This is a genomic window from Mycobacterium europaeum (genome assembly GCF_034555895.2).
GTDB lineage: Bacteria > Actinomycetota > Actinomycetes > Mycobacteriales > Mycobacteriaceae > Mycobacterium > Mycobacterium europaeum.
The window spans coordinates 4,875,474-4,889,800 of the sequence record NZ_CP157315.1 but is presented as its reverse complement, the minus strand read 5'-3'; the positions used below and the strand labels follow the sequence as shown (position 1 = coordinate 4,889,800).

At 66.0% G+C, this 14,327-nt stretch carries 13 protein-coding genes; 10 read left to right on the top strand and 3 right to left on the bottom strand.

Annotation, left to right across the window (positions count from 1 at the left end):
• Positions 1 to 124: 124 nt before the first annotated feature.
• Together U8D42_RS22505 and U8D42_RS22500 are read left to right on the top strand one after the other, a co-directional pair.
• A complete protein-coding gene (locus U8D42_RS22505; protein WP_085241994.1) occupies positions 125 to 958 on the top strand; it encodes an IclR family transcriptional regulator in 834 nt (277 codons plus the stop codon).
• Positions 955 to 1,875: an alpha/beta hydrolase gene (locus U8D42_RS22500; RefSeq protein ID WP_085241993.1), complete on the top strand. Its 921-nt coding sequence runs from the start codon at positions 955 to 957 to the stop codon at positions 1,873 to 1,875. The genes U8D42_RS22505 and U8D42_RS22500 overlap by 4 nt, the downstream gene beginning before the upstream one ends.
• Here U8D42_RS22500 and U8D42_RS22495 read toward each other — a convergent pair whose 3' ends face one another.
• Complete coding sequence (locus U8D42_RS22495) at positions 1,876 to 3,099, bottom strand: NADH:flavin oxidoreductase (protein ID WP_322858177.1); 1,224 nt, start codon at positions 3,097 to 3,099, stop codon at positions 1,876 to 1,878. It lies immediately after the preceding gene.
• A gap of 101 nt (positions 3,100 to 3,200) precedes the next feature.
• Here U8D42_RS22495 and U8D42_RS22490 point away from each other — a divergent pair, with 101 nt between their 5' ends.
• Both U8D42_RS22490 and U8D42_RS22485 read left to right on the top strand, forming a co-directional pair.
• Complete coding sequence (locus tag U8D42_RS22490) at positions 3,201 to 3,548, top strand: hypothetical protein (RefSeq protein WP_085241991.1); 348 nt, start codon at positions 3,201 to 3,203, stop codon at positions 3,546 to 3,548.
• Positions 3,541 to 4,179 carry a Dabb family protein gene (locus tag U8D42_RS22485; protein ID WP_322858178.1) on the top strand — a complete coding sequence of 213 codons (639 nt, stop codon included), beginning with the start codon at positions 3,541 to 3,543 and terminating at the stop codon, positions 4,177 to 4,179. The genes U8D42_RS22490 and U8D42_RS22485 overlap by 8 nt, the downstream gene beginning before the upstream one ends.
• Before the next feature lie 53 nt (positions 4,180 to 4,232).
• On the opposite strand, the gene U8D42_RS22480 is transcribed toward U8D42_RS22485, so the two are convergent.
• Complete coding sequence (locus tag U8D42_RS22480) at positions 4,233 to 5,120, bottom strand: SDR family NAD(P)-dependent oxidoreductase (RefSeq protein ID WP_085241989.1); 888 nt, start codon at positions 5,118 to 5,120, stop codon at positions 4,233 to 4,235.
• Positions 5,117 to 7,045, bottom strand: coding sequence for a flavin-containing monooxygenase (locus U8D42_RS22475; RefSeq protein WP_322858179.1), 1,929 nt, complete (start codon positions 7,043 to 7,045; stop codon positions 5,117 to 5,119). The genes U8D42_RS22480 and U8D42_RS22475 overlap by 4 nt, the downstream gene beginning before the upstream one ends.
• Positions 7,046 to 7,147: 102 nt before the next feature.
• Between U8D42_RS22475 and U8D42_RS22470 the strand changes: the two genes are divergently transcribed.
• The 6 genes from U8D42_RS22470 to U8D42_RS22445 are packed head-to-tail and all read left to right on the top strand — an operon-like array spanning position 7,148 to position 14,264.
• On the top strand, positions 7,148 to 8,758 hold the full coding sequence (locus U8D42_RS22470) for an acyl-CoA synthetase (RefSeq protein ID WP_322858180.1): 1,611 nt from the start codon (positions 7,148 to 7,150) through the stop codon (positions 8,756 to 8,758).
• The gene (locus U8D42_RS22465; protein ID WP_085241986.1) at positions 8,755 to 9,879 is read left to right on the top strand and encodes a zinc-binding dehydrogenase; all 1,125 of its coding nucleotides are present in this window, start codon (positions 8,755 to 8,757) and stop codon (positions 9,877 to 9,879) included. Before U8D42_RS22470 ends, U8D42_RS22465 begins: the two co-directional genes overlap by 4 nt.
• Before the next feature lie 23 nt (positions 9,880 to 9,902).
• Entirely contained in the window at positions 9,903 to 11,321 is a 1,419-nt protein-coding gene (locus U8D42_RS22460; RefSeq protein ID WP_322858181.1) for an aldehyde dehydrogenase family protein, read from the top strand.
• The gene (locus U8D42_RS22455; protein WP_322858182.1) at positions 11,318 to 12,094 is read left to right on the top strand and encodes a crotonase/enoyl-CoA hydratase family protein; all 777 of its coding nucleotides are present in this window, start codon (positions 11,318 to 11,320) and stop codon (positions 12,092 to 12,094) included. Before U8D42_RS22460 ends, U8D42_RS22455 begins: the two co-directional genes overlap by 4 nt.
• Positions 12,094 to 13,230, top strand: a complete 1,137-nt coding sequence (locus U8D42_RS22450; RefSeq protein WP_322858774.1) for an acyl-CoA dehydrogenase family protein — start codon at positions 12,094 to 12,096, stop codon at positions 13,228 to 13,230. Before U8D42_RS22455 ends, U8D42_RS22450 begins: the two co-directional genes overlap by 1 nt.
• Before the next feature lie 47 nt (positions 13,231 to 13,277).
• Positions 13,278 to 14,264, top strand: a complete 987-nt coding sequence (locus tag U8D42_RS22445; RefSeq protein ID WP_322858775.1) for an acyl-CoA dehydrogenase — start codon at positions 13,278 to 13,280, stop codon at positions 14,262 to 14,264.
• Positions 14,265 to 14,327: the final 63 nt, after the last annotated feature.

Here is a 14,327-nt window from a genome sequence, read left to right as displayed (position 1 = left end):
GACACAGCTGTGGCCGGTGGCGCTTTTGGCATGCCATGTGACAGCGAGCACAGGGCTATGGTACAAACTGAGGTATCTCTAATAGAGATATCACAGCCAGATGCAATGGAGCTTTGGAGGACCGATGTCAGCGCCCCTGGAACCAGCAACTCCCACCGCCGTCATCGACCGCGTCTCCTTGGTGTTGGACGCCTTCGAAGGACCGGGACGACTAACGCTCGCCCAGATCGTGCGTCGCACGGGCCTGCCGCGCTCGTCGGCGCACCGGATGCTCGAGCGATTGGTCCAGCTGCGCTGGCTACGCCGCAACGGCCGCGACTACGAGCTCGGCATGCGGCTGGTGGAGTTGGGCTCACTGGCCGTGCACCAAGACCGCCTGGTGCGCGCAGCCGCCCCCTTGCTGGGCGAATTGCACCGCGCCACCGGGCTTGTCGTTCATCTGGCGGTTCTGGACGGGCCGGACGTTGTCTACCTCGACAAGATCGGTGACCGACTGATCAACGCGATCCCCACCAGGGTCGGGGGTCGGCAACCCGCGCACTGTACCGCGGTCGGCAAGGCGATCCTGGCCTATGGCGACCAGCATGCCGACGTTCATCTGCAGGCCCGCAAGACCAAGTTTTCCATTTGCACCGGCTCGCAACTTGCCGCTGAGTTAGCCAAGGTGCGCGCCCACGGCGTCGCCTTCGAGCGCGAGGAGTCGCTGCTTGGTTTTGGCTGCGTGGCGGCCCCCATCGGCAACCCCGGTGAGGCGATTGCCGCGGTGTCGGTGTGCGCGCCGATGAATCGCATGATGTTCGATCAGCGACTGACCACCCCGGTCCGCATGACCGCGGTGAACATCTGGCGCAACATCGAAGACGGCGCCCACCGCGTGGCGCCCACGCTGCAAACAATGCGACCGCTGCTGCCCCAACGCCCGATGCCGGCGCCGCAGCCCACCTTGCAGTACGCGTGAACCTCGACCCCCAGGTCGCCGCGCTGATTGAGGGGCTGGACGCGGGCTTTCCGCCGGTGCACACCATGACGGGCGCCCAGGCCAGGGCGGCCATCCGCGAGCGGTTGGTACCGCCCGCCCAACCCGAGCCGGTCGCCACAATCCGAGATCAGACCATTTCGGGCGCCGGTGCTGACATCCCGATACGGATCTACCGGCCCCGCGGCCACGCCGACGACGCGGGCCTGCCGATCCTGGTATACGCGCACGGCGGCGGATTCGTGTTTTGCGACCTCGACAGCCACGACGGCCTGTGCCGCAGTCTGGCCAACCTCGTTCCCGCCGTGGTGGTCTCCGTGGGATACCGGCTGGCTCCAGAAAATCCGTGGCCCGCCGCGGCCGAGGACGTGTACGCCGCCACCCGATGGGCCGCCGACATCGCCGGCGGAGATTCGCGCGCGGTCGTGGTGGGCGGTGACAGCGCGGGCGGCAACCTGGCCGCCGTCGTGGCGTTGATGGCGCGCGATCGCAGTGGCCCGGCGATTGCCGCGCAGCTGCTGCTCTACCCGATGCTCGCGGCCGGCTTCGACACTGAGTCATATCGACTGTTCGGCAAGGGTTTCTACAATCCGGCGGCTGCGCTGCAATGGTATTGGGACCAGTATGTGCCCGCACCCGCCGACCGCGACCATCCCTACGCCTCACCGCTGCGAGCGGACCTACACGGACTGCCGCCCGCAGTGATGGTCACCGCCGGGCATGATCCGCTTCGGGACGAAGCCATCGCCTACGCCGACGCGCTGCAATCCGCCGGGGTAGTCACCGTGCGGTGCGGCTACGAGGGAGGCATCCATGGGTTCATGACGATGCCGATGCTCGACATCGCTCACCAAGCCCGGCGGCAGGCGTGCCGCGAGTTGGCCACGCTGCTGGGTTGATTACCGTTCCGCGGGCTGGGCGGGCTGCTCCTCGATCTTGGTAGGTGGCCCATAGCGTTGGTCGGGATCGAGCACGCAGTGGGTGCGGCCGAAAACGGTGACCATGCACTTGTTGTTGTGATTGCACCGGCTGCGACTGCCCGGGTCGGCGATCATCTTGTTGACCAGGTCGGGTTCCCGCAGCAGCGCCCGACCCATCGCCACGAAGTCAAATCCCTCCTCTCGTGCGGTCTCGACGTGGTCGCGGCGGGTGATGCCGCCCAGCAGGATCAGTTTGGTGTTGCGCATCACCGGCACGAATTGGCGTGCGGCTTCGAGCATGTAGAGGTCGCGATACGGGTAGCTGCCCATCACGCGCTTGCCGGCCAGCCTGATGGCGGGCCGCAGCGCGGCCGGCATGACGCGGGCGAATTCGCGCACCGGGACGTCGCCCCGGAACAGGTACATCGGCTTGAAGACCGAGGACCCTTGGGTCAGTTCGAGCGCGTCGAGCGTGCCGTCGGTGTCGAGGAGCTGCGCGGTGCGCAACGCCTCATCGATCCAGATACTGCCGGGCAGTCCGTCGTCCATATTCAATTTGGCGATAACGGCGATCCGTCCGGCGGCCACCTCGCGGACGCGTTCGGCGATCTCCCGTGCCAGGCGGGAACGGTTGTCGATGGAGCCGCCGTACTCGTCGGTGCGGCGGTTGATAAGTGGGCTCAAAAACGAGCTCGGCAGATACAGGTGTCCGAAATGCAGTTCCACCGCGTCGAATCCGGCATCGATCGCTACCTGGGCCGCCGCGCCGAACTGCTCGATGACGGCTGCTATCTCGTCGCGGGTGATCGCCCGGCAGTAGGCCAACGACGTCGGATTGACGAACCGGCTCGGCGACAGGGCGGTCACCCCGGTCAGCGCCCTGGGGGCTACCACCCCGGCGTGGCCGAGCTGGGCCGAGATCGCCGCACCCGCCCCGTGCACGGCATCGGTAAGTCTGCGCAGGCCGGGCAGCGCTTGTGAGCTCATGACGATCTGACCCGGGGCGCTGGCGCCCTCGGGCGCGACACAGCAGTAGGCCACCGTCGTCATGCCCACTCCCCCGTCGGCGAACGCCCGGTGAAACGCGATTAGATCATCGGTGACCAGCCCCTGGGGCGATCGGCCTTCGGAGGTCGCGGCCTTGATGATCGGGTTGCGTAAGGTGGCCGGGCCGAGCTGCACGGGACTGAAGGAAGCGCTCATCCTCCCACCGTGGTGCCCAGCCGGACGGGGGGCAATGAGGTCCTCCCGATGGCCGGGACTGAACCTGTCCGGGGTTACACACGGTCGGTACGGTCACGCCCATGGCCGACGGTCGAATTTTCGTGATCGACAGGGTGGTGACGCGGCCTGGCTGCGCACGGAAGTTCGTGGAAACCTACCTCGCCGAGTACGCGCCCGGTGCCCGCTCCCGCGGAATGACGCTGCGCGATGTCCTGGTTAGTCCCCCGATCTGGTTCACGGACCAATCCAACACCGTCACCATCACCTGGGCCCTGCCGACCGCCCAGGCCTGGTGGGAGATGACCTGGAAGGGCCGCCCCGACCCGACGCTGGCCCGGTGGTGGGACCAGATCGAGGAACTCATCACCGAGCGCTCCCGCTCGGTCGCTGCGGCCGCCGACGACGTCGACGGGCTCTGCGATGTATAACGTCACCCGCCTCCTCGACGTCGCAGACGAACACCGCGACCGGATACTCACGCTGGTGCGCGCGAGCGCTGAGGCGACCGGCGCCCGTCACCGGCTCGTCGAACCGACGCTGCCCGGGGCGCGCAACGGCGGTGACGTCCTCGTCCACTTGAGGTTTGATTCCCCGAGTCAATGGCTTACCGCCGCAGACGATTTCACCGCGATTTTGGGCGATCCCGCGATCACCCATGTCAACGGGGTCAGCTACAGGGGTGCTCCAACTCCCAATGGCGGCCGCCCGGGCACAGTCTACCGGGCCCTGCTTTTACGCGTGCTGCCCGACACGGACGTCGACACCGTTGCGCGTTTCGAGGACGAGTTGGCCTCGATGCCGCGCTTCATACCGACGATCAGGGCATGGCAGCTCAGCCGGGTCGACGATGCGGTCGGGGCATCACGATGGACCCACGTGTTCGAGCAAGAGTTCAGCGACTTCGATGCGCTGATGGGCCCCTACCTGATGCATCCGATCCACTGGGCAGTCGTGGACCGCTGGTTTGATCCCGAATGCCCCGACGTCATCATCCGAGACCGAGTGTGCCACAGCTTCTGTCGATGCGATCACCCCGTCTTGACCGCATCGCCCACCTAGTCGGTCTCGGGCCTCGTCAGTGTCGGGCGGATCTCCGTTGTCCGCCGAGGGATTCACATCCCGGCGGGCAGGATGTTCGTATTAGCGTTCGCCGGCGGTTCGAGTGGCGGCAGTTCGGTTTTTCCGTCCAGGCTGTGCACCCGCAGGCGTTGTGACCACGGGTAGTGCAAGCTAAACGCCACCAGGCCGGTGCGTTCAGCCGCCGGTAGATGGCACATTGCCAGCACGGTTTCGGCCAGATACTCCACCGGCTCGGTCGGAAAGCCCTCAGGGATGAGCGAGGATGCGCCGGGAGTGCGCACAGCGGTCGACGGGCCAACACAATTCACCGCGATGTTCGCGTCGAGCAGTTCGGCGGCGACCCCCTGGGTGAACCGGTGCAGTGCGGCCTTGCACGACGCGTAAATCACATCGCCGGAGGTCTTGTTGTAATCGCGGTACGGCCGCACCGGTGCCACACCGGTGACCGAGCCGATGTTGACGATCCACCCGCCGCCCAGCTTGCGCATGTGCGGAACCGCGGCCTTGGTCAACACGAAGGGCGTGCGCAGATAGTGGTCGACGGTGCGGTCGAAGGTCTGCAGCGGCATGTCCTCGATGACCGAGTAGTCGGCGAAGCCGGCGTTGTTGACCAAGATGTCGATGCGGCCTGTGCGGTCGAGCACCTGGTCGACCAGGGTCTCGCGCGCCTGGGCGTCTTCGAGGTCGGCCACCACCCCGAACGCCGACCCGCCGGCATCTTCGATCAGGGCGATGGTCTCCTCGATCGTGCCGGGTAGCGTGCGATCGGACCCGGCGCGCTGCGAGCGTGAGGGCGCGTGAGCGCGCGCCGTCACCGCGACGGTGGCACCCTCGGCCGCCAGCCGTTGGGCCACCGCGCGACCGATGCCGCGGCTGCTTCCGGTTACCAAAGCCGTCCTGCCAGTCAGCAACTCGTTCACCGCAGCGTAAAGTCCTGCTCGCTCGGCGCTCGGTGCTGATGCCAGACGTCGACCAGTCGGTACGGGGTGGCCACCACTACCCGGCCCGAGCCGGACCGGTAGTAAGTGTGGGCGTTGGGTGTGTGGCACCATACCGTGCCGAGCATCGCCTCATCGATCGCGGCAACGTAATCCTCGTACGCCTGCTGGGTGACCTCGATCGTGGTGGCGCGGCGGAGCGCCATCAACTGCAAGCATTCGATGATGTAGTGCGCGAGCACCTCCATAGAGAAGTTCGCTCCCGCACCGTGTCCCGGGCTGTAGTTGGGTGCCGACATGATGAACAGGTTGGGAAAGCCGGGCACCGTGCCACCACGGTACGCACGGGGGTTGTCACCCCATTCGTCAGCCAGCTTCTTGCCGCCGCGTCCACGTATGTCCACGGTGGATAAGAAGTCCAAGTAGTAGCCGGTCGCGTAGACGATGACATCGAGGTCAATCTGCCGGCCGTCCTGGGTGACAATGCCTTTCGGGTTGACCTCGGCCGGCTCGCTGGCCTCCACGTCGACATGGTCGCGGGTCAACGCCGCGTAGTAGCCGCCCGGGTCACGGATGATCCGCTTGCCGTAGGGCGCGAAGTCCGGGGTGACCTTTTTGGCCAGCTCGGTGTCTTTTCCAAACGTGTCCTCGATGTAGCGCAGGCACATTTGCAAAAGCACGTCATTGGCCGGCGAGATCGACAGGTGATCTTTGTTCCAGTCCGGGTCTTGCAGGATGATCGGGTAGTTGTTGTCCGCGGTGCCCCAATAGGACTTGAGCCGGTGCCACTTCGCGTAGTAGGGCAGATGCCGTCCCAGGTAACGCCGGAACGCGGGCACCTCATCGGTCAGCCGCTTACGCGGCGCCACCCAGTGTGGCTGCCGCTGGAACACCGTCAGGTGCTCGACCTGGTCGACACACGCGTCGACGATCTGTACGGCGGTGCAGCCCGCCCCGATCACGGCCACCTTCTTGCCGGTGAGATCGAGGGAAGAATCCCACAGCGCCGAATGAATGCTGGTGCCCGCGAAGGTGTCTCGACCCTTGATGTCCGGCCAGCGCGGACGGTTGAGGTAGCCCGCCGCGGCGACCACGACGCTGGCGTAGCTGATCGTGCGACGGCCCTGGGCATCGACCGCATGGAGTTGCCATTGGTTGCGTTCGTCGTCCCACCACAACGCCTCGATCTCGGTGCCGAACCGAATGTGGTCGCGCAGCTTGTGTTTATCGGCCAGCGTCACCAAATAGTTCTGATATTCCCCACCCTGCGGGTAGTAGCTGCTCCAGTCCGGGTTCACCTCCCACGACAGCGAGTAATACGCCGACGGCGTATCCACACCGATGCCCGGGTAGGTGGTGGTCAGCCAGGTGCCGCCGACCTCGTCATTGCGGTCGAAGATCTCAAACGCGACTCCCTCAGCGGCGGCGGCCAGCGCGACGCTGATCCCGGCCAGACCGGCACCGATGATGGCGATGGTGATTGTCTCGGGGATCGGCACAGTTCGCGGCAAAGTTGGCCGCGACCGCTGGAAGCCGCCCTGTTCGAGCAACAGGTCCACCTGCTCGTCATCGACCTGCGAACCCAGCGCTACAGGTAGCAGCTTTGCGAAGAAGTCCCGGTCCACAGGGGATGTCGCATCGGTGCATCGTGGCCGTCCCAGCGCCTCGACGAGGGCGTTCACCAGCGAATCGGCCGTGTCGGCGTCTGTGACGCCGGCCTGCTCGGGCGGGTCGGCAACATAGGAGATCTTGGGCGCGTAGGTGTCGATCACCGACAAGTCGCCGGTGAGCTGCGCCAGCACGGCCACCAGCACACCCGGGTCCGCCTGACGCAGGTTGGCGCGCAGTTCGTCGGGATCAGGAGCGGCCGGTCCGGTGGGCGACGTCGATTCGGTAGCGGCGGTCATGCCATTGAGTCTGAAGCCCGCCGCCACCCCGGGCACCGCTGTTGTCTACTCAGCGGGAGGTCAGGATCACGGAAAACGACATTTGGACCTAGTGTTCGTCCCATGCAACCCGCGCACCACGACGACCGAGTGACACGGGAACTGGACGCCGCGGTCGCTCAGGCGCGCAGTCAATCGCTCGGCGACATCCCCCGCCGGTCAGCCCGCCGGCAGCCGGAGAAAACCGCGATCATCGACGGTGATGTGGTGCTGACCTTCGCCGAGTTCGACCAGCTGGTGAACAAAGCCGCAGCCGCGCTGCGCGACAACGGCTTTGCCCCCGGCGATCGCGTGGCGCTGCTGTCCCACAACTGCTGGCAGTTCGCGGTCTTGGCATTCGCGACCGCGCGCGCGGGGGTGGTCCTGGTGCCCATCAATTTCATGCTCACGGCCGAGGAGATCGCCTATATCCTCGGGCACAGCCGGGTCCGTGGATTCGTCGTCGAATCCGCTCTGACGACGATAGCCGAAAAGGCGATGCGCTTGGGCGGGGCGGTCACGACAAAAGTTGCGCTGATGGCCGACGGCGCCATCCCTCCTGTCGGCTGGCACGACTTTGGTCAGTGGCTCACCACGACCACAGCCGCACCGAACCCGCCCATCGATGATGAGCAACTCGTGCGGCTGATGTACACCAGTGGCACCGAATCACGGCCCAAGGCCGTCATGCACACCAGCCGCAGCCTGATGTGGCAGTACGTCAGCACCATCGTGGCCGGGGCGATGTCACCGGACGACGTCGAAATCCACTCACTGCCGCTTTATCACTGCGCGCAGTTGGACAACTTCTTGGCCACCGACCTCTATCTGGGAGCGACCAGCATCATCCTGTCGCGGCCGGACCCCGAATTGGTCCTGCGTACCATCGCGCGGTACGGAGTGACGAATTACTTTGCGCCACCGACGGTGTGGATTTCACTGCTGCGTTGCCCGATCTTCGACGATGTCGACCTGTCCAGCCTGCGCAAGGGCTACTACGGCGCCTCACCGATGCCCGCCGAAGTCCTACACGAAATACGCCGACGGCTGCCGAATCTGAGGCTGTGGAACTTCTATGGGCAAACCGAGATGGCGCCGCTCGCCTCGGCGCTGGGACCCGACGAGCAGGACACCCACGCCGGCGCGGCCGGACGCCCGGTGGTCAACGTCGAAACCACCATCTTCGATGACGAGGATTGCCCCGTGGCACCCGGCATGGTGGGTGAAATCGCCCACCGCAGCCCGCATCTGATGGTCGGCTACCTGGACGACCCTGCTAAAACGGCGGAGGCCTTCCGCGGCGGCTGGTTTCATTCCGGCGACCTGGGTTACTACGACGAGCACGGGCTGTTGCACGTCGTGGACCGCAAAAAAGACATGATAAAAACCGGCGGCGAGAACGTCGCCAGCCGCGAAGTAGAAGAAATTCTGTACCGCCACAACGGGATCCAGGAGGCCGCCGTATTCGGTCTGGCGCATCCCGTCTGGGTGGAGGCCGTGGTCGCCGCAGTAGTAACCCGCAACGGCGTCACCCTCACCGAAGACGACGTCGTCGTGCACTGCCGGCAGCATCTCGCCGGCTTCAAGACGCCCAAACGGGTCTTCTTCGTCGATTCACTGCCGAAAAACCCCAGCGGCAAACTTCTCAAACGCGCCCTGCGGGACGCTTTCACCCTCGAATTCGCCAGCCAATGAAGGGACCGCTCTCTGTGTTTAAAGGCCGCATCGCGCGATTCGACCAACCCGGTAAGCCGTTCGACATCGAAACGGTCAGCCTTCCGGAGGTGGGTCCTGGTCAAATCCTGATCAAAGTGAGTCGCGCCAACATCTGCGGCTCTGACCTACACGCCTGGCACGGCACATTCGCCACCGGCGGCCTGGGAGGTCAACTACCCACCGTGTTGGGCCATGAAATGGTCGGCGCGATCGAGGCGCTGGGCGCGGGTGTCACCACCGATTCGGACGGCGCGCCGCTGACCGTGGGCACCCGGGTGGTCTTTCCCTACTTCTTCTCGTGTCACACCTGCCGAAATTGCCTGGCGGGCAGGCGAAACGCCTGTCTGAAGCTGACGATGGCCATGCTCGGCCGCGCCGACGAGCCACCCTATTTCGTCGGCGGCTACGCCGACTACTTCCTGCTGCCCGCCGGGGCGGTGGTCTACACGGTCCCCGATTCGGTATCCGATGACATCGCTGCAGGCGCGAATTGCGCACTGTCACAGGTCATGTACGGTCTGGAGCGTGTCGACCTGCAGCTTGGTGAATCGGTGGTGGTGCAGGGGGCGGGTGCGCTGGGTCTGTACGCAGTGGCGGTGGCAAAAGCGCGCGGCGCTGCCCGCGTGATCGCCATCGACGGCGTGGCCGAGCGCCTAGAGCTGGCGACCGCCTTCGGCGCCGACACGGTCATCGACATCAACGACGTCGCGACGGTCAAAGACCGGACCAAGCTCGTGCGACAACTGACTGACGGCCAGGGCGCCGATGTCGTGGTCGAGGTGGTCGGCCATCCCTCGGCCATCGACGAAGGCCTCAAGATGCTCGGCCAATTCGGCCGCTACGTGGAGATCGGAAACATCAACATTGGCAAGACCTTCGAATTCGACCCGTCCCGCTTTGTCTTCGGCAACAAGATGATGGTCGGCGTCTCGTTGTACGACCCCATCGTGTTGTCGCGGGCGCTGACATTTCTCGAACAGCATCAGGCAAGGCTGCCGTTGCACCGACTGGCCGCGGCCTGTTACCCACTCGACAACATCAACGACGCCTTCGCGGCGGCCGAGAGCAAGCGCGACGTTCGCGCGAGCATCGTGCCCTAACGACAGAAAGCAGACCACGACCAATGCATGACTACGCCAGGAAGACATTGTTCATCGGCGGCGAGTGGATCACGCCGGCCGGCACGGACCTCATCGAGGTGATCGACCCCTCGACAGAACAGGTCATCGGCACGGTTCCCGGAGGTACCGAAGCAGACGTCGATGCGGCAGTGTCCGCAGCACGGCGCGCCTTTGACCCGCTGATCAGCGTCGCCGAGCGCCGCCAGCGCGTCGCGGCGGTGATCGCCGCCCTGGAGAAGCGTCTGCCGGACATCGCCGAGACGATCACCCGGGAAATGGGTGCGCCGGTGCGCATCGCGCAGACCGTGCAGACCCAGGTCCCGCTGGCGGTGGCCCGCGGCTTCGCTGCCGTCCTTGATGGTTTCGAATTCGAAGAACAAGTGGGAAACTCGCTGATCCTGCGCGAACCCTACGGCGTGGTCGGCGCAATCACCCCCTGGAACTATCCGCTTTATCAGGTGGTCGCCAAGGTGGTCCCGGCGATCGCGGCCGGTTGCACGGTGGTTCTCAAACCCAGCAATGAAGCACCGCTGTCGGTGTTCGAGTTCGTCGAGGCCCTCGAGGAGGCCGGTCTGCCCGCCGGCGTGGTGAACCTGGTTTCGGGGCGCGGCGCGCTGATCGGTGAGCGCATCGCCGCCCATCCCGAGATCGACTTCGTCTCGTTCACCGGTTCCACGGGCGTCGGAGCCCGCGTCGGGGAGTTGGCCGGGCGGTCGGTGAAGAAGGTCGCACTTGAACTTGGCGGCAAGTCAGCCAACGTCATCCTCGACGACGCCGACCTGGCGACCGCGGTCAAGGTCGGAGTCGGCAACGCCTTCCTCAACGGCGGCCAGACCTGCATGGCCTGGACACGGATGCTGGTGCCCCAGTCCCGCTACGGGGAGGCCCTGGAACTGATCGAGGCCGCCGTGTCGAAATACACCGTGGGCGATCCGCTCGACCCGGCGACCCGAATCGGACCCTCGGCTTCGGCGGGCCAGTTCGAAACCGTGCGGGGATTCATCGAGCGCGCCCAACGCGACGGTGCGCGCCTGATCACCGGGGGCGCCGAGCCGATCCGCGAGGTCGGCTACTACATCGCACCCACGGTGTTCGGCGACGTCGACCCGGACTCCGAACTCGGCCAAGAAGAGGTCTTCGGTCCCGTCCTGGCGGTCATCCCATTTACCGACGAGACCGACGCCCTGCGCATCGCCAACGGCACCCCATACGGCCTGTCGGGCGCGGTGTGGGCGGCCGACACCGACCGGGCCATCGCCTTTGCGCGCGGGGTGCAGACCGGCCAGCTCGACATCAACGGCGGCAAGTACAACCCGGTGGCACCGTTCGGCGGCTACAAGAAGTCCGGCATCGGACGTGAACTCGGCCGCGCCGGATTCGAAGAGTACTTGCAGACCAAGTCCCTGCAGCTGCCGGCATGAGCGGGCCTCTCGATATCGCGACCAGCGGACCCACGCAGGTATGGACGATCGACCTGCCGCACCTTGGCAACGCGATCACCGACAAAGCGTTCATCTCCGCGTTCGAGGCCGCGGTCGACAATGCCAACGCCGACACCGACATTCGTGCGTTGATCCTCACCGGGCGCGGCAAAATCTTCTCCGCCGGCGGCAACGTCAAAGAGATGGCCGACCGAGACGGCATGTTCGGTCTGGACGCTCGGGCCCAACGGCACGCCTACATCGACGGCATCCAACGGATTCCGCGGGCGCTGGCCCGACTCGAGGTTCCGCTGATCGCAGCAGTCAATGGGCCGGCCATCGGCGCCGGTTGCGATCTGGCGATGATGTGCGACATCCGAGTGGCCTCTGAGCGGGCGTCCTTCGCCGAGAGCTTCGTACAGCTCGGCCTGATCCCCGGCGACGGGGGAACCTGGTTTCTGCCGCGGGCGGTGGGCTACGAGCGCGCCGCCGAGATGACCTTCACCGGTGACCGCATCGATGCGGCGACCGCCCTGCAGTGGGGCATGGTCAGCCGGGTGGTGCCACACGACGACCTGCTCGCCCACGCGCACGCGTTGGCCGAGCGCATCGCTGCAAACCCTGCGCACGCGCTGCGGATGGCCAAACGGTTGCTGCGGGAATCGCAGACGGCGTCACTGGAAACCACGCTGGGGATGGCCGCGGCCATGCAGCCGCTGGCACACCGCGATCCCGAACATGAACGGCGCATCGCCAAGTGGAAGACGACCTGATGGCGCTGCCCCGGATGGTGCCACCGGCCGCCGTCGACCCATCGACGCAGGCGCTACGCGCGGAGGTCCGTCAGTTTCTCGCCGACCAACGCGCCGCGGGCGCCTTCACCCCGTCCGTTGACGCCTGGCTCACGGGGTGGGACGAGACTTTCACCGCCGCCCTGGCGGCGCGCGGCTGGATCGGTATGACGGTGCCCGTCGAGTACGGCGGACATGGGCGCTCATTTCTGGAACGGTTCGCGGTTACCGAGGAGCTGCTGGCCGCCGGCGCACCGGTCGCCGCGCACTGGATCGCCGACCGCCAGATCGTGCCATCACTGCTGAAACACGGCACCGAACTGCAGAAGTCGCAATTCTTGCCTCGGATCGTACGCGGCGACTGCTTCTTCGCTATCGGCATGAGCGAGCCCGATTCCGGTTCTGATCTGGCCAGCGTGCGTACCCGCGCCGTGCGTGTGGAGGGCGGTTGGTCACTATCGGGCACGAAGGTTTGGACGTCGGGCGCACACCGCGCCCACGCCTTCATCGTGCTTGCCCGCACTGCACCGGTGAATCCAGACGAGCGCCATGATGGGCTCAGCCAATTCATCGTCGACCTGCGCGGTTCGGGGGTGCAGGTCCGTCCGATCATTTCGATGAACGGAGCGCACCACTTCAACGAGGTGATCCTCGACCAGACATTTGTGCCCGACGCCATGGTGTTCGGTGACATCGGCGCCGGCTGGGCGCAGGTGACGTCCGAGTTGAGTTTTGAGCGCAGCGGACCCGAACGCTTCCTCTCTACTTTCGTTCTGCTCGCAGCGACCACCGCCAACATGGCGACCCAGCGCATCTCGCGAGACGAGAGCCTCGGGCGCCTGGTGGCCCGCGTCGCCGGCCTGCACCAGATGTCGACCGCGGTCGCCGGCGCCCTGGAGCGCCGCGACTCCGCTGACGTGGCCGCGGCGGTGGTCAAGGTGCTGGGCACCACTGTCGAAGGTGACATCGCCGACCTTGCCGACCGGCATGGCGGCGTCGATGCGGCATCCTCGGAGCTGATAACCGCCGCGGTCGACCAGCGCCCCGGCTTTACCCTGCGCGGCGGAACCAACGAGGTGTTGCGCGGTGTGATTGCCCGCGGATTGGGGATCCGTTGACAACCTCACCGATCGACGCGTCCCCGGTGGACCCGGCCCTGATCGACATGATGCGCGCGGTGTTCGGCGCGTACCGCACAACGCAGTCATCCGTCGCCACTGTCGATCGTGACGCCCAGCTATGGCACCAGCTTGACGAGCTCGGACTGGTGCGCCTCACCGGCCCTGAACACTCCGGCGGCAGCGGCGCCGGCTGGCATGAAGCGGCCGAGCTGCTCACCGTCGCTGTTCAGCACAGCGCACGAATCCCATTGGCCGAGCACGATTTATTGGCGTGCTGGCTGCTGGAGGCCATTGGATTACCGTGCGACGACGCTGTGCGGACCGTGTGCCGGCTCGATGCCCGGGGCGCCGCGAGGGGGGTGCCCTGGGCGTCTCGCGCCCAACAGATCGTGGTCATCTGGCAGCGGGGCGGCGAGCATCACGCCGCCGATGTCAATGTCGAGTCGCTGGATATCACGCCCGGCGCCAATATGATCGGCGAGCCGCGGGATATCGTCGTCGCCGACCCCGCCGCCTTGCGCGGTGTTCCCCTCGAGGCGACGTTGGTCGACCAGCTGCGGCTGAAATCGGCCTTGGTGCGCGCAGTGCAAGTGTGTGCCGCGCTGGACCAGATTCTCGAGCTTTCGATCGAGCACGCGAGCTCACGCGTCCAGTTCGGTCGGCCCCTTTCGCGCTTTCAGGCCGTGCAGAGCATGATCGCCGACATCGCCGCACAGGCCGCCCTGGCGCGATCGGCCACCGAGGCGGCGCTGATGGCGGCGGTCACCAGCGCGTGGTCGGCGTCCAACCTCGCCTTCCTTGTCGCAGTGGCACGTTCGTGTGTGGGCCACGCCGCGTCCGTGGCGGTGCGTAACGCTCACCAGGTTCATGGCGCGATCGGCACCACGCGCGAGCACCGGCTACACGAGTTCACCCGGCCTGCCCTGGTGTGGCGCGGGGAGTTCGGCTCCGTGCAGTATTGGGACGAACAGGTCACGTCGGCCGCGCTTGAGGCGGGAGCCGCCGGGCTATGGAGCCTGATCAGCGGCTGAGGAGCAACGACGGTGTTCCACTCAACGGGCGTCGGGGTGTTAGCGGCGCCACAGCCGGGATTG